Raw genomic sequence first — 22570 nt, 5'->3', positions numbered from 1 at the left:
GTAGGGTCAGGCCGTTAAAAGCCGGATAACCGATCCGGCTAAACCCTGGGGTTCCGCCGCCGCATTGTGGGCCGCGCCGCCCGTGACGCCGATGGGCTTAACGGTTAGTGGATCGATTCGCCGACAACCGGTCCATGACTCGTGCGGGTGCGGCCGAGGATCCCCGTACGGGCTCCGTGCCGGGGCCCTCCGGCGCTCACGGATCCTTGGCGATCGCCTCGATGTCGCGGTCGACGCCGCTCTCGACCTTGAAGTCCTGGGTGTAGACCTTGCCGTCGTGGCGGGCGATGAGCTGGTACTCGCCCTCCGCGAGCGTCACCTGCGGGAAGGCGCCGATCGCCTCGCGGATCGTGTCGCCGCCCGGCGTCAGCACGCTGAAGGCGGTGCCTGCGAAGGCCTCGGTGCCCGGCGAGGCGACGAGCTTCAGGGTCACGGTGGCGGCGCGGTGGTTGAGGGTCGCGTCGGTCAGCCGGCCATTCTCGACCTTCAGGTCGGCGCGCTGGATCGCGTTCGAATCGCCCCAGGTCGAGACGACGTGGTAGGTGCCCTCGGGCAGGCGCACGATCTCGCCGGCCTTGACGCCGTCGCGCACGAGCCGCCCCTCCGGGTTGTTGCCGATCGGCACGAAGACCGAGAAGGCGAGCTGGCCGGGCTGGATTCGCGCCTCGCCGACCGCACCCGACAGGCGCAGCGCCCCGGCATTGACGACGAGCTGCTCGCTGCCCGCGCCCGAGTTCAGGGTCACGCGCTTCGAGGTGCTGACGAAGCCGTAGGTGACGTTGGCGAGGTAGCTGCCGGGCGGCAGCCGGAAGGTCGGCTGCGCCTCCTCGGAGCGGGCGAGCACCACGGGCTTTCCGCCCTCCGGCCGGTCCTCGTAGATCCGCCAGGTCAGGCCGCCGCGCAGGGGTTTTGCCTCGCTCGTCAGCACCGCCCGCAAGGACAGGCTGGCCTCGGCGGGCGCGGGGGCCGGGGGCGGTCCCTGCGTCACGCCCTGGGGCGCGACGCCTTGCGGTGCCACGCCGGGGGGCAGCGCGGGGACGGATGCAGGAGCGGGGGCAGGACCCGGGGACTGCGCCGCGGCGGGGCCGCCGCAGAGCACGGCCAGCGCCAGGGCCTTACCGAACCGCCGTCTCGCCCGCGTCATCGTCCCTCGCCAACAATTCGCTCGCCGCCGCCACCAGGTTGTCGACCGAGAGCGGGCGGAACCTGAACTCGACCACGTGCTTGCCCGCCGGCACCTCGACCCCGCGGAAGAGCAGGTTGGTGCGCAGGATCGGGCGGCGGGCACCGTCGACCCGGGCCTCCCAGCCCGGATAGAAGATGTCGTGCAGCACCAGCACGCTGTCGCGGTCGGTCTCGACCTCCACGGTGACGACATTGCGGCGGTAGGCCAGGATCGTCGCCGTGCCCTTGGCCGCGACGACGGGCGCTGCCGGGTCCTTGAGGCCGAACTCGCCCTTGATCTTCGGCACGCTGTCGCGGTCGACGAGGGCGGTCTCGCTGCCCTCGAATTCGGGCAGCTCGTCCTGATCGAGGACGCTCTCGGAATCGACCGGGACGAGGCGGGTCGCCAGGTAGGCCCGGGGCTTGGCCGGATCGAGGCGGTAGATCCACATCTGGCCCGAGCCGTACAGGAGCTTGGCGCCGGTCAGCTGCGGGAAGTGCTTGGGCAGCCGCTCGGCCGGCCGGTCGAGGACGAGGTATTCGAGGCCGAGCAGGCTGGCGAGCCGCGAGCGGTAGCCGCGAAAGAGGCCCGGGAACTGGCGCAGGTTCGGGTCGGCGGCGTTCTCGCCCGGGCCGACGGCGCGCTCGTAATCGGCGAGCCGCAGCGGGTTGTAGCCGATCGTGTCCTCGAGCCCGAGCACCATCGAGGCGTTCTGCCAGGCACCGCCCAGGCCAAGGATCTCGACCCGCGGGTGCTCGCCCTTGGCGTGGCGCGCGTCGAGCTCGGCCTTGAGGGCCGTCAGCCCCTGGAGCTGCTCGGGCGGCAATTGCTGGAACACCGCGTAGCGCCCCGCCGGCTCGGCGTTGAGCGAGTTGCCGGCGTTGCGCCAGACGAGCTCCGCGCCGAGCAAAGCGACGAGGCCGGCGGCGGCGAGCGCCCGCCGGCGCGGATCGGCCCACAGCATCGCCGCGACGGCGGCGAGCGCGATGCCGGTGCCGACCAGGCCGTCGCGCAGCGCGTCCGGCAGGTGGTGGGCCTTCGCCGCGTAGGCGTAGGACACGAACAGGATGCCGCCGAGGCCTGCGACCGCCAGGGCCGGCAGGGCGACGCGGAGGGCGGGGAGGCCGGAGCGCAGCCGGGGCGCGCCCTCCATGACGTAGCGGTGGACGAGGTAGCCGGCGGCGAGCGCGAGGCCGATATTGACGACGAAGGTCGCGTCGGCGGGCCGGCGGTAGAGGTCGACGCCGGGGAAGTGGTCGAAGATCGGCGCGAAGACCGGGGTGTAGCGCCCGAGCGCGTACAGGGTCGCGGCGGCGAGCACGATCACCGGATAGCGCACCTCCCGGGCGGCGAGGCGCCCGCCGGCGATGCCGTGCCAGAGGATCAGCACCGCCGGCAGGGTGCCGGCGAAGAGGTAGTTCACCGCCCGGTCGGTCCAGGTGTTGCCGTCCATCGACTGCCAGTCGGGACCCCAGTAATCGTAGGTCCAGCGCAGCGAGCCGAACACGTCGGCGAAGAGGGCGGTGGCGAAGCTCGAGGGCGGCAGCGAGCCCATGATGGCCGCGCCGTAGCCGAAGGACGGCCGGGTCGAGGTCATCAGGAACTGCATGGTCAGGAGCGAGGGCACGGCGAGCAGCGCGCCCCCGACCACGCCCATCGCGGCGAGCACCCCGATGCGGGCGCGCAGGTAGGACAGGGGCGCCGGCGCCGTCAGGATCGCGTGGACGGCGACGCCGATCAGGCTCAGGCCGCACAGGAACGCCACCTGGTCGCGCCCCACCGTCATCACGGCGGCCACCACCGCGAAGGCGAGCCCGAAGGCGTAGGAGCGGCGCGCCAGCGCCTCTTCCAGCAGCCACCAGGCCAGAGGCACGAAGCCGTACGAGATGATCATGCCGGTATGCTGCAGCCGGGCCGAGGCCGAGCCGCCGAGCACGAACACCATCGCGGCCGCCACGGCGCCGACCGGGTGCCAGCCGCGGCGGCGAAACAGCAGCAGCGTCGCGACCGCACCGGGGATCAGGTGGGCGAACACCACCGCGTCGAACAGCTCCATCGACGGGGACGGGTCGAGCCACGCGAAGAACAGCATGGTCGGGGTGAAGAGGAGCGATTGCGGATCCGCCACCGAGGGGTGGCCGGCGAAGTGGTAGGGGTTCCACAGCGGCAATTCGCCGTTCGCCAGCGCCGCGCCGAGGTAGCGCAGCATCGGGTAGAAGTGGTTCTTGGAATCCCACGGCACCACCGCGCCGGTGAGCGGCCAGACCGCGGCCGCCGCGGCCCAGAACAGCATGACGGCGGCGAGCGCCAGCCAGAAGTCCCGGGCGGTCCAGGCGTGGAGCGGGTGGGGGGAAGGGAGGGCTGAGCGCGTCATGGTGCAGTCGGCATCCTCGACACCGGGAGGGCCCGGGGCGTCTCGTCACGGCCCGGCCGTGGCCGACCGGGGCGGAATGGTGCTTAAAGGGGGCATCGGGGCGCCAGGATGGCAGCCGCTCCTCCACCGTCCCGCACGATGTAGCTCAAGCCACTGAAGCCGAGATGAACGCGACCCTCGACCTTCTCCATACCCGCCGCTCGGTCCCGCCAATCCAGCTCGCCGGCCCCGGCCCCGCGCCGGAGGAGCTGGACGCCATCCTGGCGGCCGCCTCCCGGGTGCCCGACCACGGCAAGCTCGCGCCCTGGCGCTTCGTCCTGATCGAGGGCGAGGGCCGGGAGCGCATCGGCCGGGTGATCGCCGAGACCTACCGGGCCGACCACCCCGAGGCCGACGAGGCCCGCCTCGCCCTCGAGGCCAAGCGCCTTGCCCACGCGCCGCTCGTCGTCGCGATCGTGTCGCGGGCCGGGCCGCACGCCAAGATCCCGGACTGGGAGCAGGTGCTCTCGGCCGGGGCCGTGGCGATGAACCTGACCGTGGCGGCCAATGCCCTGGGGTTCCGCACGGCCTGGCTCACCGAGTGGATGGCCTACGACCGCCGCATCCTCGACGCGCTCGGCCTCGACCCGACCGAGCGCCTGGCGGGCTTCGTCCATGTCGGCCGGGCCGGGCAGGTGCCCCCCGACCGGCCGCGCCCGGCGCTCGCCGAGATCGTCACCCGGTACTGACGCCGGGCCCCAGGATGCTCTAACTGGCGCCGGCGAGCCCGCGAGCGACGGGCCGCCGCCGAGAGAGGCCGCCGATGCATTACGACGCCGAGACCCGCACCCTGCCGCACAACCCGTTCAAGGCGCTGGTCGCGCCCCGCCCGATCGGCTGGGTCAGCGCGATCGGCGCCTCCGGGGCGCTGAACCTCTCGCCCTACTCGTTCTTCAACGGCATCGGGGACAACCCCGAGATGGTGATGTTCTCGTCCTTCGGCCGCAAGGACGCGCTCACCTTCGCGGAGGAGGGCGGCGAGTTCGTGTGCAGCCTCGCCACCTTCGACACCCGCGAGGGGATGAACCAGTCCTCGGCGCCGCTGCCGCGGGGCGAGAGCGAGTTCGACTTCGCCCATCTCGCCACCGCCCCCTCGCGCAAGGTCCGCCCGCCGCGGGTCGCGGACGCCCCCGCCGCCCTCGAATGCAAGTGGCTCCAGACCATCCCGCTGGTGCCGGCCGGGGGCGGCGAGGCCGCCTACTTCATGGTGATCGGCCAGGTGGTGTCGATGTACATCGACGACCGCTTCGTCACCCCGGAGGGCCGGGTCGATACGGGGGCGATGCGCCCGATCATGCGCGGCGGCTACTTCGACTACTTCACGGTCGAGTCCGAGAACCGCTTCGAGATGCGCCGCCCGACCGGTGGGGGCGACGTGCCGCGCTGAGGATCCGACCGTCTCGCCTCCCCCGTCTACGACCGGGTCTGCCGTACCGAGCTCGTTCTCCTGCCCGCCCTGGTGCGTGGCAGCGCGGCGCGGCTGGCTCCGGTTATGACGGCGGAAGGCACCCGGCCAGCCGCCCCGGCCGAGATCGCGTCGCAGGAGCGTCCGGGCGTCGACATCGGTGACGGGGACGAGCCTGTCGAGCGCCGCGCGGTATCGGTCGCCGTCGAGCGCGACGGCGACCGAGGCCGCGCCGCGGCTCTTGGCCGGTTTAAACGCGGCGCAGGCACCGCGCCGAGCCCTCAGGGGGATTCGAGGCGGCTGGCGCGCAGCGCTCCCCGGCTCTCCAGGATCGGGTAGGCGGCACCGGCCACCAGGTGGTCGTTGACCCGCTTCAAGTCGCGCACGAGGTCGGGATAGAGGGCGCTCGCCTCGGCCGGCCCCGCCCCGGCGCTCCCGCCGGCCTCGCGCAGGCGGCGAAAATGCGCCTCGGTCGAGCGCGCCTCGAGGTCGCGGAACACCGCCTTCTCGTCGGCGAGCCGCCGGGCGGCGCGGGGATCCTCGGTCAGGAAGGCGGCGCCCGCCGCGCCGAGATTCGCCTGGAGCCGCGCCAGCAGCGCCTCCACCTCCCTCCTGCCCTCGGACGAGAAGGCGAGACCGCGCTTCAGGCGCTTGGCGGCGTGGGTCATCACGTTGCGCGAGAGGATGTCGCCGGCGTGCTCCAGGTTGGTGGTGAAGGCGACGAGCGCCGCGATCCGCCGCTCGTCGTCCTCGCCCAGGGCCTCGGGGTCGAGGCGCACGAGGTAGGCCTTGATCGCGCCGTTGAGCCGGTCGAGCGTGTCGTCCATCCGGCGGATCTCCGTGACCTTGGCCCGGTCCCCGCCGGTCAGCGCCTCGCCGGCGCCGGCCATCATCTCGGCGACCACGTCGGCCATGCGCAGGGCCTCGCGGCCGGCGGCGCCCAGCGCCACCGGCGGCGTCTCCAGGGCCGCCTCGTCGAGGTGGATCGGCCGGCCCGGGTCGTGCGCGTCGATCCGCTCCGGCACCAGCCGGCGCAGGAGGGCCGCGAAGGGTCCGAGCAGCGGCAGGAAGACCAGCGCCAGCGCGAGGTTGAAGGCGGTGTGGAAATCCGCCACCGCCCGCGACAGGTCGGGCTGCCAGGTCACCGCGAGCGGCCCGATCAGCCCGAGGCAGGGCAGGGCGACGGCGCAGCCGGCGGCCCGGGTGAGGAGGTTGCCGAGCGCCACCCGGCGCCCCGCCGCCTCGCCGTCCCGGGCGCCCTCCAGCACCGGGTTGAGGGCCGAGCCGAGATTGGCCCCGAGCACCAGCGCCATCCCGGCCTCGAAGGGCAGCACCCCGGCATGGGTGAAGGACATCACCAGGAGCACGATCGCGACGCTCGAATGCGCCGCCCAGGTCAGCACCGCGCCGAGCATCAGGGCGATCAGCCTGTCGGTCGCGACCGCGCCGAGCAGCACGCGCAAAGCCGGCACGTCCTCGTAGGGCGTGATCACCTCGACGAGGCGCGAGAGCGCCATCAGCATCAGCCCGAGCCCGATCGCCGCCCGGCCGAGGTCGCGGGTGCGCGGCTCGGAGCCGCGGCGAAACAGGATCACGCCGACCAGCACCAGGACCGGCGCCACCCGGGCGACGTCGAAGGACAGGACCTGCACGATGAGCGTGGTGCCGATATTGGCGCCGAGCATCACGGCGAGCGCCGGCACCACCGCCACCAGCCCGGCGCCCGCGAAGGAGGCCACCATCAGCCCGGTCGCGGTGCTGCTCTGGAGCAGCGCCGTGACGCCGAGACCCGCCGCCAGGGCCTTCACCCTGTTGCCGAGCGCCACCCCGAGCAGGCGCCGCAGGTGCGGGCCGAGCGCACGCTGCACCCCGGTCTGCACCATGTGGATGCCCCAGAGCAGCAGCGCGACCGCGCCGCACAGGTCGAGCAGGGTCAGGGTGGTGTCCATCCGCGTCGGTCGTCCTCCGTCCGGGTCCAGGCTCTGACATAGGGCGCCGGAGCACCGGGGTTCCCGCCCCCGATGCAAGTCTCCCGATGCAAGTCTGCTGCCTGCTTCGTGTCTGCTGCCTGCTCACGTCGGCGGAGGATGTCAGGGCTTGGGGCAGGCCGGGTCCGCCGGGCGCGGCGCACGCCGGAAGTCGAGGACCGCGCGGGTGTAGGTCTCGACCACCTCCGAGAAGGGCTGCCGCTCGCCCGTGAACAGAACCGCACGGTGGCTGAACAGGTGCTCGGGCACCTCGAGCGTGCCGCAGGACGGGGCGGGCGGGGCCGCCTGGTCCCACCCCTCGGGCAGGGGCTGCCAGTGCGGTTCGGACCCGACGGTCTGGCGGGTGGTGCCGAGCGCCGAGACCGCCCGGCCGAACGGGGTGTCGCTGGTCTCCAGCACCCGGTTCATCTCCGGGGTCAGGCGGGCCGGCACGTACCAGTTGTCGGCCTCCGACAGGACGTGCTCGCCGCAGGCGAGCCGCACCCGGCGGTAGCGCAGGGGCTCGTCGGGGCCGACCGCCAGGCGCTTGCGGGTCTCGGCGGAGGCCGGCTTGTCGACGCCCCGGTCCAGCCGGGCGACGAGGCGCGGCGCTTCGGCCATGCGGTGGGCGCCGCACCAGCCTTCCAGCGTCGCGGTGGCGCTGCGGCTCGCGAGCAGGGTGGCGTTGAGGCTCTGCACCACAGCCACCGCCTCGACGCGGGAGAGATAGGTGTCGGGCCAGTCCGGCCCCGCGGCCCGGGCGGGCGGAGCGGCCGCGGCGGCGGCGGCGAGGAGGAGGGCGGTGGACAGGGTTCGGCGCATGGTCGGGCGTCTCTTCGGGGCCGGCCCTCGGGGCGGGGCCGTGGGGCAGGCCTGCCCGCTCCCCGGCGGCCCTGCAAGCGGGGGCTGGCGCCGCCCGGCGACCCGGCTATGAAGGCGCGGGCGCCGCCGGCTCCATCGAGCGGGCGCGCCCCCGGTTCTTCGTCCTGTCGCAGGGTTTCGCCAGACGAGGCCGCGCCTGTCGGATTGGTTCGGGAGAGACGACGATGTCGGGTGGTCACGGGGCGGTGGACAGCTCCAACAAGAAGGTCGCGTTGCTGATCTCGGTGCTCGCGCTGTTTCTCGCCCTCGGCGAGACCCTGGCGAAGAGCGCCCAGACCGACGCGCTCGGCGCCAACGTCGAATCCGCCAACCAGTGGGCGTACTTCCAGGCCCGCACCATCCGCGGCACGGTGCTGAAGACCGCCGGCGAGCAGATCGCGCTGGAGCCGAACGCCTCCCCGGAGGCGGTCAAGAAGCAGATCGAGGAATGGGCCAAGACCATGGCCCGCTGGGACTCGGATCCGGCCTCCGGCGACGGCCGCAAGGAATTGGCCGCCAAGGCCAAGGCGGCCGAGGCCAAGCGCGACCTCTCGCTCGCCCGCTACCACCATTACGAGCTCGGCTCGGCCGCCTTCCAGATCGGCATCGTGCTGGCCTCCGCCCAGGTCATCACCGGCATCGCCGCGCTCGCCTTCGCGGGCGGCGCCCTGGGGATCGCGGGGATCGGCATGCTGGCGATCGGGCTGTTCGCCCCGCACGCGATCCATCTGTTCTGATGCGGGATGCCGGAGGCCCGGCTGGGCCTCCGACCGATGACGGTCGCACTCCATGATGTTGTCTCGGGTCCGCGCGGCGGTGCCCGGGACCTGCAACAGGAACAGTCGAGACGACGACGCGGACAGTGTCGACATGTCCTGTCCGGACCACTCGACTGCATTTCTGATCACGAGGCGCCGCCGCCGACTGACGCTGGGGCGGGATGAGGCGGGCACGTGATTGGTCCGGATTGGACGGTGCGCGGGGCCTGCCCCGTTTCCACTGCGCGGCCCGATCCGCCCGGATGGTGCGGGGCGCCCGGTGGCAGCGCTTTCTTATCGTGCTATTATGTCGCGGAAACCTGCGCTTGCCAGCGCGGCGCCCCACCCCGCTAACTGAACCCATCAGTTCAGTTAGGGCTTCATGAGCGACGCCGCACGCCACGCCGATCGCCCACACGTCGCGCATGCCGCCGCGGCGCGCCCGCTCGATCCCGCGCGGCGCCGCCGCATCCTCGAAGCCGGGATGGGGCTGTTCTCGGGCCTGCCCTACGCCGCCGTGCACATGGATGCGGTGGCCGCCGCCGCCGGCGTCGCGAAGCCCACGCTCTACCGCTACTTCTCGACCAAGGAGGCCCTGTTCATCGCCGGCCTCGCCTGGACGCTCGCCGATCTGCGCGAGGCGATCGGGGCGATCCGGGCGATCGACGCGCCGGCCCGCCTGCGCGCCGCCGTCGCGCTGGTGCTGGAGCGGGTCGGCGCCCTGTCGCCGGCGCTGACCGCGATCGAGGGGCGGGGCGCCGAGTTCGGCGAGCGCAGCCGGCGCGTCCTGCGCGAGGGGTTCGACGGCCTGCGCGGCGCGCTCGCCGACCTGTTGCGGGCGGGGGTCGAGGCCGGCGAGCTCGCCGTCCCGGACGTCGAGCTCGCGGTGCTGATGATCCTCGGCGGCATCCGCATGGCGGTGCACGGCACCGGCCGGCGCGCGCCGGCTTCCGCTGCGGTCGCCGATTTCTTCCTCCACGGCCTCGGCGCACCGGCGCCGCCCACAGGAGCCACGCGATGATCCGCCTCGTCCTCCTTCTCCTGGCGCTCGTCGCGGCCGGGGCGGGCTGGTTCGTGCAGCGCCACGGCGGCGACACCCACGCCGCCTGGACCACGGCCCGGATGGCGCTGCCGCCCGACCTCGCCCGCTACCTGCCCGAGCGCCCGCCCGGCGCGGTCCCCGCGCAGCTCCCGTTCGCCGCCCTGACGCCGGCCCCGGCGGCGAGGCCCGCCAACCCCGCCGCCTCGCTCCCCCTGGTGACCACCGTGGCGGCGGGCGTCACCGACCTCGCCCTGACCCGCTCGGCGGTGGGCTGGATCGAGCCGATGGCGAGCGTGGTGGTGCGCCCGCGCATCGACGGCGTCATCGTCGAGCAGCTCGCCCGCGACGGCCAGGTGGTGAAGGCGGGCGACGTGCTCTACCGCCTGGACGACCGCGAGCTTCGCGCCCAGATCGCCCGCGACGAGGCGGCGCTCGCCCGCGACCAGGCGACCCAGGTCCGCACCCAGAACGACGTGCGCCGCGTCGGCGAGCTTCTCTCCCGCTCCTCGGCCTCGCAGGCGCAGTTCGACGTCGCCTCCGCCGAGGCCAAGGTGGCGGCGGCGAACGTCGCGGCCTCCCAGGCCGCGATCGACGCCGACAAGGTCCGGCTCGACTACACCGTCGTGCGCGCGCCGATCGCCGGCCGCCTCGGCCGGGTGCTGGTGACCGCCGGCAACCTCGTGAAGGGCAACGAATCGGCCGGCACCGGCCTCGTCACCATCACGCAGATGCGGCCGCTGCGCGCCACCTTCTCGCTGCCCGAGCGCGACCTCGACGGCCTGCGCGCGGCGCTCGCGCGACCCGGCACCGCGCCGGTCCGGGTCTTCTCCAGCGGCGGCGAGGCGGTGCTGGCGGTAGGCCGGCTCTCCTTCGTCGATTCGAGCGTCGACCAGGCATCCGGCACCGTCACCGCCTGGGCCTTCTTCCCCAACGAGGACGACCGGCTCTGGCCCGGCCAGTACGTGCGGGTCGAGGTCGATCTCGGCTCGCGGCCCGGCACCGTGACGGTGCCGCAGGCCGCGGTGCAGCCGGGCCAGGAGGGCAGCTTCGTCTGGGTGGTGCGGCCCGACCGCACCGTGGAGCGCCGCACCGTCGAGGTCATCACCTCCCGCGACGGCCGCGCCGCCCTGAGCCTGGGCCTGCGCCCCGGCGAGCGGGTGGTGGTCGAGGGCCAGTTCCGGGTCCGCCCGGGCCTGCCCGTCAGCGAGCGCCAGCAGGACGCCGCCGAGGCGCAGGCGTCCGTCCCCGGCACCCCCACGCGGATCGAGTGACCCGATGAACCTCTCGGCCCCGTTCATCCGCCGGCCCGTCGCCACGATCCTGCTGTCGATCGCGCTGACGCTGTCGGGGCTGTTCGCCTACCGCTTCCTGCCGGTGGCGGCCCTGCCGACCGTGGATTTCCCGACCATCTCGGTCACCGCGCAGCTCCCCGGCGCCTCGCCGGAATCGATGGCGGCCTCGGTGGCGACGCCCTTGATCAAGGAGTTCTCCACCATCCCGTCGATCGCCACGATCTCGGCGACGAACTACCAGGGCTTCACCTCGATCACCGTCGAGTTCGAGCTGTCGCGCAACATCGACCAGGCCGCCGCCGACGTGCAGGCGGCGATCACCCGGACCCTGCGCCGGCTGCCGATCGAGCTGACCATCCCGCCAAGCTTCCGCAAGCTCAACCCCGCCGACGCGCCGGTGATCCTGCTCGCCCTGTCGAGTGAGACGACGCCGCTGCCGACGCTCGACGCCTTCGCCCAGACGGTAATCTCGCCCTCGCTCTCGACCATCACGGGTGTGGGCCAGGTGCTGGTCTACGGCAGCCAGAAATTCGCCGTCCGGGTCCAGCTCGACCCCAACGTGCTCGCCGCCCGCGGCATCGGCGTCGACGAGGTGCAGGCCGGTATCCAGAACGCCAACACCTCGACCCCGGTCGGCGTGGTCGAGGGGAGGGGGCAGAACCTCACCATCCAGACCAACACCCAGTTGATGAACGCCGACGCGTTCCGCGACGTGATCGTGGCGGTCCGCAACGGCCGGCCGGTGCGCCTCGGCGAGGTCGCCCGCGTCATCGATTCGGTGGAGAACAACCGCATCGCCTCGTGGAAGGACGGCACCCGCGCCCTGGTGCTCGCCGTCCAGCGCCAGCCGGACGCCAACACGGTCGACGTCGTCGACAGGGTCCGGGCGATGCTGCCGAAGTTCCAGGAGCAGCTCGGCGCGAGCGGCACCATCGACGTCGTCAACGACCGCTCGGTGTCGATCCGCGAGGCGGTGCACGACGTCCAGTTCACGCTGGTGCTGACCATCGTGCTCGTCGTCGCGGTGATCTACCTCTTCCTCGGCCGGCTCGCCGCGACGCTGATCCCGTCGGTGGCGGTGCCGATCTCGATCATCGCCACCTTCGGGGCGATGTACCTTCTGGGCTACTCGATCGACAACATCTCGCTCCTGGGTCTCACCCTGGCGGTCGGCCTCGTCGTCGACGACGCGATCGTGATGCTGGAAAACATCGTCCGGCACGTCGAGGAGGGGATGAAGCCGTTCGAGGCGGCGCTGAAGGGCGCGGGCGAGATCGGCTTCACCATCCTGTCGATCACCATCTCGCTCGTCGCGGTGTTCATCCCCGTGCTGCTGATGGGCGGCGTCGTCGGGCGCATCTTCAACGAGTTCGCCATCGTGGTGACGATCGCGATCATCGCCTCGGCGGTGATCTCGCTGACGCTCACCCCGATGCTCGCCGCCCGCCTGCCGGCGGATGCCGCCGGCCACGGCCAGAAGAAGAACCTGTTCGAGCGCGGCTTCGCGCGCATCCAGGCCTGGTACGAGCGCGGCGTCGATCTCTGCCTGCGCTGGCCCTTCGCGGTGCTGATGGTGTTCTTCGCCTCCGTGGCGCTCACCGCCTGGATGTTCGTCGTCATCCCGAAGGGCTTCTTCCCGTCCGAGGATATCGGCCAGCTCCAGATCGCGACGGAGGCCGGCCAGGACGTGTCCTTCGACGCGATGAGCGCGCTCCAGCACGAGGCCGAGGTGATCCTCGCCCGCCATCCGGCGGTGGCCCACGTCGTGAGCCGCGCCGGCTCGAACGGGTTTTCCGGCACCCTCAACCAGGGCTCGTTCTTCGTCGAGCTCAAGGACCGCGACCAGCGCCCGCCGCTGCCCAAGACCATCGCGGAGCTGCGCCAGCAGCTCGCCGCGGTGCCGGGCCTGACCTCGTTCATCACGCCGGTGCAGAACCTGCGTCTCGGCGGGCGCCAGTCGAAGAGCCAGTACCAGTACGTCGTGCAGGGCCTCGACCGGCCGGGGCTCGAGCGCTGGTCCGAGCGGCTGACCGAGGCCCTGGCGAAGGACCGTGACACCTTCGCGGGCGTCACCAGCGACCTGCAGAACGCCGCGCTCCAGGCCAAGGTCACGGTCGACACCGACAAGGCGCAGGCGCTCGGCATCACCTCCGACCAGATTCGTCAGACCCTCTATACTGGTTTTGGCACCCGCCAGGTCTCGACCATCTACGGCACCGCCGACAGCTACCAGGTCATCACCGAATTCGACCCGCGCCTGAACTGGACCGCCGACCGTCTCGACGAGATCCGCCTGCGCGCGTCGGGCGGCAAGCTCGTCCCGCTCTCGGCGGTGGCGGGCATCACCCGGGTGCCGGGCCCGCTCTCGATCAACCAGCTCGGGCTCCTGCCGGCGGTGACGATCTCGTTCGACCTCGCCCCCGGCGTGGCGCTCGGCCAGGCGGTCAACCGCATCGCCGAGATCAAGGACGCGCTCGGGGTGCCGGGCACCATCACCACGACGTTCGCCGGCACCGCCCAGGTGTTCCAGGACGCGCTGGCCAACCAGGGCCTGCTGCTGGCCGCCGCCGTCATCACCATCTACCTCGTGCTCGGCATCCTGTACGAGAGCTTCATCCACCCGCTCACCATCCTCACCGGCCTGCCGGCGGCGGCGATCGGGGCGCTGGGGGCCCTCCAGCTCTACGGGATGGACCTCTCGGTCATCGCGATCATCGGCGTGCTGATGCTGATCGGCATCGTGAAGAAGAACGCCATCATGATGATCGACGTCGCCCTGGTGCTCCAGCGCGAGCAGGGCTGGAGCCCGGCGGCGGCGATCCGCGAGGCCTGCGGCTTACGCTTCCGCCCGATCATGATGACGACGGCTGCCGCCGTGATGGGCACCCTGCCGATCGCCATCGGACACGGCGCCAGCGCCGAGCTGCGCCAGCCGCTGGGCGTCGCGGTGGTGGGCGGGCTCCTGGTCTCGCAGCTCCTCACCCTGTTCATCACGCCGGTGCTCTACCTCTACATGGACCGGCTCGGGACGGGCGTGACCCGGGCGGTCCTGGCGCTGCGCCGCGGCCGCCGGGCGGCGGCGCCGGCCGAAGAGGCGGAGGGGCGGCTGCCGGCGGAGTGAGCCGGGCGTTGTGGGCCGGGCGTTGTGGGCCGGGCCTGGGACCCGGCCGGGCCTCAATGCTCCTTGGCGGCCGCCGTGACGGTGACGACCGGCTCGGGCATCGCCGAGGAATGGTGGTGGGCGATCAGCCACTCGCCGTCCCTGAGCACGTAGACGAAGCTGTAGCGGGCCGGCACCACGACGTGCTCGCCCGGCTTCTTGCCGTCGACCAGGAAGGTATAGGTGCCGACGTCGGTCGCCAGGTTGCAGCCGATGCGGATCGTGTGGGTGTTGACGACCCCCTGCGGGTGCTTCTCCAGGAAGTGCACGAAGTAGTCCTGGATCATCGCCCGGTCGGTGCGCGGGGTGTTCGAGACGGTCGGCAGCAGCACGGCGTCGGCGGCGTAGTTCGCCGTGACCTTCGCCGGGTCAAGGGTCGCCAGCGACGCGTTCCAGCGGTCGAACAGGCCCTCGATCTGGCGCTCGCTCACCGCGGCGCAGTCCATCGCCTCGGCCCGCGCCGGCGCCGGCGCCGTGCCGAGCAGCACCGCACCGACCGCCAGGGCGGCCGCCCGCATCCTCGTCGTCATCCGATCGTCCCCCTGCCTGAGAAGCAGCGGAACGGTACGGCGGCCGTCGCGCGCAATCGACGTTAAATCCGCGCGGTTCCGAGGGGACTTCGAATTCTTCCGATATAGTTCGAATGACCGGGGCAGGATGCCCCTCTGCTAACGGTTAGAAGATTGCGCGATCGCGGAATCAAGCCTCAGAGAGCGGCCGCGTCGCCGTCGCCAGCCACGTCCGGGTCTCCGGGTCGACGAGGTCGTCGAGGGCCGCGCGCACCCGGACGTGGTAGGTGTCGAGCCAGGCCGTCTCCGCCGGGGTGAGCAGCTCCGGCGCCACGAGGGCGCGGTCGAACGGCGCGAGCGTCAGGGTCTCGAAGCCGAGCATCGGCCGCTCGGCGCCCGGCAGGCTCGTCTCCTCGACCAGCACCAGGTTCTCGAGGCGGATGCCGAAGGCCTGTGCCTTGTAGTAGCCGGGCTCGTTCGAGACGATCATCCCGGGCTGGAGCGCCACGGTGCCGGTCTTGGCGATGCGCTGCGGCCCCTCGTGCACCGACAGGAAGGCGCCGACGCCGTGGCCGGTGCCGTGGTCGAAGTCGAGGCCGGCCTCCCAGAGCGGGCGGCGGGCGAAGGAATCGATCTGCGCCCCCGTGGTGCCGCGGGGAAACACCGCGGTGGCGATGGCGATGTGGCCCTTGAGCACCCGGGTGAAGCGGTCACGCATCTCCGGGCTCGGGGTGCCGACCGCGACCGTGCGGGTGATGTCGGTGGTGCCGTCGGCGTATTGCGCGCCGGAATCGATCAGGAACAGTTCGCCGGGCTGCACCCGGCGGTCGGTGCCGCGCGAGACCCGGTAATGCACGATGGCGCCGTTCGGGCCCGAGCCCGAGATGGTCGGGAAGGCGATCTCGCGCAGAAGGCCGGTCTCGGCCCGGAAGGCCTCGAGCCGCACCACGGCGTCGATCTCCGAGACGGCGCCCCCCGGGGCCTCGCGGGCGAGCCAGGCGAGGAAGCGGGTCACCGCGGCGCCGTCGCGCCGGTGGGCGGCGCGGGTGCCGGCGATCTCGGCGGCGTTCTTCGCCGCCTTCATGGCGGTGATCGGGTCGGGCCCGACGTCGACGCTGCCGCCCGCCGCCTCGATCCGCCGGCGCAGGGCCACGGCGCCGGTCACCGCGTCGAGGCGCACCCGGGCCTTGCCCGCGCCGAGTCCGTCGAGCGCCTCGGTCAGCGCTTCCGGATCGTGGCGCTCGGCCAGGCCGTCGAGGGCGGCGAGCGCCTCCGCCGTGACCTTGCGGGCATCGAGAAAGAGGCGCGGCAGGCCGTCCCGCGGGATCACCGCGTAGCCGAGCGGCAGGGGGGTGTGGGAGACGTCGCCGCCGCGCAGGTTGAACGCCCAGGCGAGGTTGTGCGGGTCCGACACGACCAGCGCGTCGAGCCGCGCCTTGTCGAGGGCGGCGCGCACGCGGTCGAGCTTGGCCGCCGCCGCCTCGCCGGCGAGGTGGTCCGGATGGGGCACCACCGGGGCGCGGGGCGCAGCCGGGCGGTCGATCCAGACGAGGTCGACGAGGTTGAGCGCCGTCGCCTCGACGCGCCCGCCCGCGGCCTGCGCGGCCCGCTCCAGCCGGGCGAGGCCGTCCGGCGTGTGCAGCCAGGGATCGTAGGCGAGCACCCCGCCCGCCGGGAGGTTGGCCTCGATCCAGGCCTCGACGCTGGTCTCGGCCAGCGGCACCGGGGTGACGATCGCGGTGTCGACCTGCTCGGCCGCCTGGAGCGTGTAGCGTCCGTCCACCACCAGGGCGGCCTTGTCGGCGAGCACGATCGCCGTGCCGGCCGAACCGGTGAATCCGGTGAGCCAGGCCAGCCGCTCGGCATTGGCCGGCACGTATTCCGACTGGTGCTCGTCGGCCCGCGGCACGACGAACCCGGCGACGCCCCTCTGCGCCATCGCCGCCCGGAGCGCCGCGACCCGCGCCGCGCCCTCCCGGTGGCTGGGATCCTCGAAGCTCTGGAAGCGCGCGGTCTGGCTCATGCCCCCTGGGGTACGACGACGGCGGCGGGGCGGCAACCGCCCCGCCGCGTCAATTCGGCGGGCCCATACGAATCCGATTGATTGCTTCGCAATGCGGATTTCGGCTTCGCTCGAGCGCCGCGCGGGCCGGTGATATGGGATCCGGAAGCAATCTTCCGGATCCCATATCAATACAGCGGTTGCAGCCGGACGTTCGGCACCGCGAACGGCCCGACCACCACCCGCCCGCCGGCGAGGCGCACGGTCGGCAGCACCTTGAGCGGCGGCTCGCCCGGCCGGTCGCCGGCCCCCTGGCCCGGCGCCGGCTCCTTGCGGCGCCCGCCGAGGAACTGGCCGACGATGTTGCCGATCAGCGCCGCGCCGTCGCCGCCCAGGCGCGCGCCGAGCTGCTCGCTGATCAGCGGGGCGATCACCTGCTCGAGCCCGGCGGTGCGCACGTCGAGCTGCCCCGAGGGCCGGTGCAGCTCGTCGAGGGCGAGCACACCCTGCGCCCGCAGCCGCCGGCTGCCCTTCTCGGCGGCGAGGCTGGTGATCTCGACGGTGCCGCCGGCCTCGCGCCAGCGCTCGAGCTCCTGCGCCAGGGTGCGGGTGCGGAAGCCCGCCGCCCGGGTCACGGTGGCGTCGAGCGCGAGGTCCGCCGGCTCGGTGCCGCCGAGCACCGGGTCGAGCATCGGCACGGCGGCCTGCCTCACCCGGGCGCTGAGGTCGACGGCGCCGTCGGTCTCGAAGCGGCCCGGGGTCGGGCGGGCATGCAGCTCGAGATGCTGGGTCGAGAAGTCGATCGGCGAGGGGTCGGCGCCGGTGACGCTGCCCTTCAGGCCGTCCGCCACCACGGAGGCGCGCTGGAAGCCGTCGCTCGTGGCGTGCAGGCTCGCCTCCAGGCTCGTCCAGGTCACGTCGGCGTCGAGGCCGCCCTGCTGCACCTTGAACGGCCCGGTCGCCTCCAGGATGACGTGGCGCGGCTGGTAGACCTGCGCCACCGCGACGAGCGGCCCGGTGGTGAAGCGCACGTCGGAGCGGGCGAAGCCGAGCGAGGCGCAGCGCAGCTCGAACCGGAACGGGAAGCCGGTCAGCGAGCGGTCGGTGCAGGTCCATTGCCGCCCGGCCTGGGCCTCGCGGGCGAACCACCGGTCGATCTCGCCCTCGGCCTTGCCCCGCAGCCAGAACCACCCCGCGCTCCAGGCGAGCGCCAGGAGCAGGAGCAGCACGAACGGCGCGAACAGGCCGAGGCGCAGGCCCGGCCCGCGTCCTCCGGTCGTCCGCCCCGTCTCGGTCGTCGGCCCCGCTTCCGTCGGCCTGTCCATCGGCATGATCCCGGTTCTGCGGCGATCCTGAGGGACCGCCCGGATTGAACCGCGCTCCCGTAGCTGCTACCGGCCGCGCCCGGCAAGTGAGACCGGCGGGTGACACCGACTGGGTGAGGCACGCTCTCGCGGTCGTGCCGGGGGAGGATACGGGCGATGGAGGCGGGCGAGCCGTCGGATCTCTGGGTGTTCGGCTACGGCTCGCTGATGTGGCGGCCGGGCTTTCCCTTCGTCGAGAGCGGGCCGGGGCGCCTGCGCGGCTATCACCGCTCGCTCTGCGTGCTCTCGCACGTCCATCGCGGCACGCCGGAGCGGCCGGGCCTGGTGCTCGGGCTCGACCGGGGCGGCTCCTGCCGCGGCATGGCGTTCCGGGTCGCGGGCCCGGACGCGGCGTCAACGCTCGCCTACCTGCGCGAGCGCGAGCAGGTCACGGCGGTCTACGTCGAGCGGGTGCTCGGGGTCACCCTGGACGACGGCCGCCGCATCGCCGCGGTGACCTACCTCGTCGACCGCCGCCACCCGCAATATGCCGGCCGCCTGCCGGAGGCCGAGCTGGTGCGGCTGGTGCGCCAGGGCCTCGGCCGCTCGGGCGCCAACCCGGATTACGTCCGCCACACCCACGACCAGCTCGTCGCCATGGGCATCCCCGACCCGATGCTCGCCCGCCTCGCCGCCGCCTTCGCGGTGCCGAGCCCGTGATGCCTCGCTCCTCGGCAGGTCGATGCCGAGGATCGAGGACCGAGAGGGCGGGCGCGTCGGCGCCGACGCCCGTCCGGGCTCGGCCCGGCACCGTCGAACGGATCGGTTCGACGGCGCTGCGGTATGGGGCCGGGTGGTTGCCGCCGCGCGATCATTCCCCGTTCAGGTGCGGTAGGCCGTGTGGGCCCGGACTTTTGGACGACGGCCCGAACGGGCAAGCCGGAGCGCTTCCGCGTTGATGAACCCCACCACCCACCTCGCCCTGATCAATGTCTTCGTGGGCGACATCCAGGGCGGGCTCGGCCCTTTCCTCGGCACCTGGCTGGCGCAGGCCGCGAAGTGGGGCCCGAGCGAGGTCGGCCTCGTCACCACCATCGTGGGCTTCGCCACCCTGGGCCTGAGCGGGCCGCTCGGTGCCCTGGTCGACCGGCTCGGCCGGCCCCGGATGCTGATCGCCGCCGCTTGCGCGGCGATCCTCCTCGGGACCCTGCTGCTCCTGCCGGCCCGGGCGTTCATGACGGTGCTCGCCGCCCAGTTCATCGCCGCGGTCGGCGGCACCCTGGTGGTGCCGGCGGTGACGGCGCTGACGCTCGGCATGGTCGGCAAGCAGGCCTTCCCCAGGCAGCAGGGCCGCAACCAGGCCTGGAACCACGTCGGCATCCTGGGGGCGGCGCTGGCGATCAGCTTCGGCACGCCGTACATGGGCCCGAGCATCGCCTTCTGGATCCTCGGCGGGCTCTCCGCCTGCGCCATCGTGGCGGCCCTGACGACGCCGAAGCAGGCCTATAACGGCCGCCGCGCCGTCGGCTGGAAGGAGGACGACCCGGACGACAAGCCGGAGCGCTCCGGCATCCTGAAGGTGCTGTCCGACCGGCGGCTCCTGATCCTCTCGGCGGCGCTCGCCCTGTTCAACCTCGCCAACGGCTCGATGCTGAGCCTTCTCGGCCAGAAGCTCGTCGCGGCGGGGGAGGACGGCACCGGCTGGACCGCTCGCTACGTCATCGTCGCGCAGGCCGTGATGATCCCGGTGGCGCTCTTTGCCGGCTCTCTCGCCGACCGGCGCGGCCGGCGCCAGCTCCTCCTCGTCGCCTGCGCGGTGCTGCCCGCCCGCGCGCTCCTCTCGGCCTTCCTGTCCGATCCGTACTGGCTGATCCTCGCCGAGGTGCTCGACGGCGTCGCCTCGGGCGTCATCGGCGTCGCGGTGCCGGTGGTGGTGGCCGACCTCACTTGGGGCTCGGGCCGCACCCAGACCGCGCTCGGCACCGTCGCGGCGGTGCAGGGGGTGGGCGGCGCCCTCTCGGGCTGGGTCGGGGGCCTGCTCGCCCTCCATCTCGGCTGGACCTGGGCCTTCCTGGCGCTCGCCGTGCCGGCCGGCCTCGCCCTGATGATGGCCCTGTGGCTCGAGGAGACCTGCGCCCCCGGCGGCCAGGACGGGGCGGGCGCCGCCTGCAGCCAGTCCAACCCTCCGGAGGAGGAAGATCCGCCGGAGGAGGCCGGGGAGGCGGAGCCGCACCGCGGCGCGGTGGAGGCCTCGGCACGATCCTGACGCTCCGCCGTGGAGGAGCCGTCCTGCCCCCTGGACAGGGCGGAGGCCGCCGTGATGCTATCGCGGGGTCCCGAGGCTCCAGAGGTGAGTGCGCCGCCATGAAGACGCTTCTCGTTCCGGTCGCCCGCCACACCCTGCTCGATTCGGTGCTCGACACCGCCGTGCTCGCCGCCCGCCGGTTCGACGCCAGCATCGAGGGGTTCGGCCTGCGCCCGGCGCTGGCCGAGTACGTCCCCGTCGACATGGTCGGCGGCATGACCTGGGTGCGCGACGAGGAGACCGACCTCGTCGAGGCCCGCGATTGCGGCGGCCTGTTCACCGCGGCGATGGACCGCCACGGCGTCGCCCGCGACAGCGCCGATGCCGGCCGCAGCGGCCCGCGCTACCGCTGGCGCCCCGACGCGCCTCCCGGCGACGGCTTCCTGGCCCAGCACGCCCGCCTGTTCAACGCCACGATCGTCGGCCGGCCCGGGAGCGGGGAGGGCACGCCCCGGATGACCACCCTGGAGGCGGTCCTGTTCGAGAGCGGGCGCCCGCTGATCATCGCCCCGCCGACGACGCCCGCCAGCATCGGCGAGACCGTGATGATCGCCTGGAACGGCTCGACCGAGACCGCCCGCACGGTCGCCTTCGCGGCGCCGTTCCTGCGCGCCGCCTCGCGGATCGAGGTGCTGGGGGTCGATGCCGGCATGGTGCCGGGCCCGAGCGCCGAGGAGATGGCCGCCGCCCTCAACCGCGAGGGCCTGTCGGCGCAGGGGCGCACCCTCGCGGCCGGTCGCCGCACCGTCGGCGAGGTCTTCCTCACCGAGGCCGAGGCGATCGGCTGCGACCTCCTGGTCAAGGGCGCCTACACCCAGAGCCGACTGCGCCAGATGATCTTCGGCGGCGCCACCAGCCACATCCTCGCCCACGCCACCATGCCGGTGCTGATGGCGCATTGACGGACCCCGATGACCGATTTCTCCCTCGACCCGCGGCTCTCCGCCGACACCATCGCGCTCGGCGACCTCGCCCTGTCGAGCGTGCTGCTCCTGAACGACAAGCGCTTCCCCTGGTTCGTCCTGGTGCCGCGGCTTCCCGGCACCTCCGAGCTGACCGACCTCTCGCCGGAAGATGCCGCCCGGCTGATGGAGGAGACGCGCCTGGCGGTCGGGGTGATGCAGGCGCTCGCCCAGCCCGACAAGGTGAATGTCGGGGCGCTCGGCAACGTGGTGGCGCAGCTCCACGTCCACGTCGTCGGGCGGTTCCGCTCCGATCCGGCCTGGCCCGGCCCGGTCTGGGGCCACGGCACCCGCGAGCCCTATCCCGCGCATGCGGCGGCGCAGCTCGTCGAGCGGGCGCGAGGGTTGTTCGCGGCGGCGTGACGAAGCGCCGGCTCGCTGCTTACCTTGGGCGAGGAACGGGATAGGATGGCCATCCCGTCCCGTCCCGAATCGTGCTGGCCCATTCCGATGACCGACGACCCGTCCGCCCCGCTCGCCGCCTGGGGCCCCCCGGTGATCCGCACCATCGCGATGCCGGCCGACACCAACCCGGCCGGGGACATCTTCGGCGGCTGGCTGATGGCGCAGATGGACCTCGCCGCCGGCAACGTCGCGGCGCGGCGCGCCCGGGGGCGCTGCGCCACCATCGCGGTCGAGGGCATGACCTTCCTGCAGCCGGTGGTGGTCGGCGACGAGGTCAGCCTCTACGCCCACATCGTCTCGGTCGGCCGCTCCTCGATCCGCATCCAGATCGAGGCCTGGCGCCGCGCCCGCGAGAGCGAGGAGACGATCAAGGTCACGCAGGCGCTGTTCACCTTCGTGGCGATCGACGAGAACCGCCGCCCGCGAGCGGTGCCGCCGGATTCGGCCGCGGTAGCGCCCGGCGTGGTTTGACGTCGAGGGAAACTTCGTCTCGCGCGGCAAATCCTGAAAAATTACCCATGCCGCGATCTGGGCTTCATCCCGAGGTTGTGGCCCGGCGACGATAGGTCGACCTGGAGGGACGCTTGCGGTCGGCGCCACGATTTCCGTGTCGCTCAAAGCCTGTTTGACCGATCGACATGCTCTATCCCACCAGCAACCTCATCCTGAGGTGTCGGCGATCGGAGATCGCACGCAATCTTTGATCGACTGACCTCGAAGGAGAGCTCCAGAAGCCTCCGAGATCGCTGGACCCCTCCTTCGAGGCTCAGCGATCTTCGATCGCCCGCGATCCATGATCGCCAGCGTCTCAGGATGAGGTGGAGGGTCGGATAGGAAATCCCCCCGCGATTCTGGCGCCGCAAGTCAAACGGGCGCTCATGCGAGGTCGGCCGATCTTCCGTCGGGTGACGCGTCGGAACGAGGCCCGGCACAGGACAAACCTGCGAGGCCTGTCGGGCCGGCTGCCAACGCGCAGGCCCGGGAACCGGCCTCCGAAACACCCCGGCGACCCAGCCCCGA

18 protein-coding genes are annotated in these 22570 nt (G+C 72.8%); 11 read left to right on the top strand and 7 right to left on the bottom strand.

What is annotated here, in order from left to right:
• Positions 1-196: 196 nt before the first annotated feature.
• Together BMX97_RS27775 and BMX97_RS27770 are read right to left on the bottom strand one after the other, a co-directional pair.
• Positions 197-1144 (bottom strand): hypothetical protein, encoded by a 948-nt coding sequence (locus tag BMX97_RS27775; RefSeq protein ID WP_091754403.1) that lies wholly within the window; start codon positions 1142-1144, stop codon positions 197-199.
• Positions 1116-3539, bottom strand: a complete 2424-nt coding sequence (locus BMX97_RS27770; protein WP_091754402.1) for a glycosyltransferase family protein — start codon at positions 3537-3539, stop codon at positions 1116-1118. Before BMX97_RS27770 ends, BMX97_RS27775 begins: the two co-directional genes overlap by 29 nt.
• A 164-nt stretch (positions 3540-3703) precedes the next feature.
• Between BMX97_RS27770 and BMX97_RS27765 the strand changes: the two genes are divergently transcribed.
• Both BMX97_RS27765 and BMX97_RS27760 read left to right on the top strand, forming a co-directional pair.
• Complete coding sequence (locus BMX97_RS27765) at positions 3704-4267, top strand: nitroreductase family protein (RefSeq protein ID WP_091754401.1); 564 nt, start codon at positions 3704-3706, stop codon at positions 4265-4267.
• 74 nt (positions 4268-4341) lie between these two features.
• Positions 4342-4965 carry a flavin reductase family protein gene (locus BMX97_RS27760; protein WP_091754400.1) on the top strand — a complete coding sequence of 208 codons (624 nt, stop codon included), beginning with the start codon at positions 4342-4344 and terminating at the stop codon, positions 4963-4965.
• Positions 4966-5264: 299 nt separating this feature from the next.
• Here the strand turns inward: BMX97_RS27760 and BMX97_RS27755 are convergent, their stop codons facing one another.
• Together BMX97_RS27755 and BMX97_RS27750 are read right to left on the bottom strand one after the other, a co-directional pair.
• Entirely contained in the window at positions 5265-6932 is a 1668-nt protein-coding gene (locus BMX97_RS27755) for a Na/Pi cotransporter family protein (RefSeq protein ID WP_091754399.1), read from the bottom strand.
• Between the two features lie 141 nt (positions 6933-7073).
• Positions 7074-7772, bottom strand: a complete 699-nt coding sequence (locus BMX97_RS27750; RefSeq protein WP_091754398.1) for a hypothetical protein — start codon at positions 7770-7772, stop codon at positions 7074-7076.
• Between the two features lie 224 nt (positions 7773-7996).
• Between BMX97_RS27750 and BMX97_RS27745 the strand changes: the two genes are divergently transcribed.
• The 4 genes from BMX97_RS27745 to BMX97_RS27730 all read left to right on the top strand — a co-directional run bounded on the left by BMX97_RS27745 (position 7997) and on the right by BMX97_RS27730 (position 14024).
• Positions 7997-8548 carry a DUF4337 domain-containing protein gene (locus BMX97_RS27745; protein WP_048430904.1) on the top strand — a complete coding sequence of 184 codons (552 nt, stop codon included), beginning with the start codon at positions 7997-7999 and terminating at the stop codon, positions 8546-8548.
• A 403-nt stretch (positions 8549-8951) separates the two neighbouring features.
• A complete protein-coding gene (locus BMX97_RS27740; RefSeq protein WP_244538673.1) occupies positions 8952-9590 on the top strand; it encodes a TetR/AcrR family transcriptional regulator in 639 nt (212 codons plus the stop codon).
• Positions 9587-10882, top strand: a complete 1296-nt coding sequence (locus tag BMX97_RS27735) for an efflux RND transporter periplasmic adaptor subunit (protein WP_091754397.1) — start codon at positions 9587-9589, stop codon at positions 10880-10882. The genes BMX97_RS27740 and BMX97_RS27735 overlap by 4 nt, the downstream gene beginning before the upstream one ends.
• A 4-nt stretch (positions 10883-10886) precedes the next feature.
• Positions 10887-14024 carry an efflux RND transporter permease subunit gene (locus BMX97_RS27730; RefSeq protein WP_091754396.1) on the top strand — a complete coding sequence of 1046 codons (3138 nt, stop codon included), beginning with the start codon at positions 10887-10889 and terminating at the stop codon, positions 14022-14024.
• A gap of 53 nt (positions 14025-14077) precedes the next feature.
• On the opposite strand, the gene BMX97_RS27725 is transcribed toward BMX97_RS27730, so the two are convergent.
• The 3 genes from BMX97_RS27725 to BMX97_RS27715 all read right to left on the bottom strand — a co-directional run bounded on the left by BMX97_RS27725 (position 14078) and on the right by BMX97_RS27715 (position 17899).
• Positions 14078-14581, bottom strand: a complete 504-nt coding sequence (locus tag BMX97_RS27725) for an SgcJ/EcaC family oxidoreductase (RefSeq protein WP_210187687.1) — start codon at positions 14579-14581, stop codon at positions 14078-14080.
• 181 nt (positions 14582-14762) lie between these two features.
• Entirely contained in the window at positions 14763-16595 is a 1833-nt protein-coding gene (locus BMX97_RS27720; RefSeq protein ID WP_091754394.1) for an aminopeptidase P family protein, read from the bottom strand.
• 167 nt (positions 16596-16762) lie between these two features.
• Complete coding sequence (locus tag BMX97_RS27715) at positions 16763-17899, bottom strand: DUF2125 domain-containing protein (protein ID WP_091754393.1); 1137 nt, start codon at positions 17897-17899, stop codon at positions 16763-16765.
• Positions 17900-18055: 156 nt separating this feature from the next.
• Here BMX97_RS27715 and BMX97_RS27710 point away from each other — a divergent pair, with 156 nt between their 5' ends.
• The 5 genes from BMX97_RS27710 to BMX97_RS27690 all read left to right on the top strand — a co-directional run bounded on the left by BMX97_RS27710 (position 18056) and on the right by BMX97_RS27690 (position 22021).
• Positions 18056-18598, top strand: a complete 543-nt coding sequence (locus BMX97_RS27710; RefSeq protein WP_060848586.1) for a gamma-glutamylcyclotransferase — start codon at positions 18056-18058, stop codon at positions 18596-18598.
• 238 nt (positions 18599-18836) lie between these two features.
• Positions 18837-20144, top strand: a complete 1308-nt coding sequence (locus BMX97_RS27705; protein WP_091754392.1) for an MFS transporter — start codon at positions 18837-18839, stop codon at positions 20142-20144.
• A gap of 98 nt (positions 20145-20242) precedes the next feature.
• Entirely contained in the window at positions 20243-21085 is an 843-nt protein-coding gene (locus BMX97_RS27700; RefSeq protein WP_091754391.1) for a universal stress protein, read from the top strand.
• Positions 21086-21094: 9 nt separating this feature from the next.
• Complete coding sequence (locus BMX97_RS27695) at positions 21095-21508, top strand: HIT domain-containing protein (RefSeq protein WP_091754390.1); 414 nt, start codon at positions 21095-21097, stop codon at positions 21506-21508.
• An 87-nt stretch (positions 21509-21595) separates the two neighbouring features.
• Complete coding sequence (locus BMX97_RS27690) at positions 21596-22021, top strand: acyl-CoA thioesterase (protein WP_091754447.1); 426 nt, start codon at positions 21596-21598, stop codon at positions 22019-22021.
• Positions 22022-22570: the final 549 nt, after the last annotated feature.

The organism is Methylobacterium sp. ap11 (genome assembly GCF_900110515.1).
In the GTDB taxonomy this organism is placed as follows: domain Bacteria; phylum Pseudomonadota; class Alphaproteobacteria; order Rhizobiales; family Beijerinckiaceae; genus Methylobacterium; species Methylobacterium ajmalii.
Note: the sequence above shows the minus strand (reverse complement) of the source record. Positions and strands in the feature narration are given on the sequence as shown.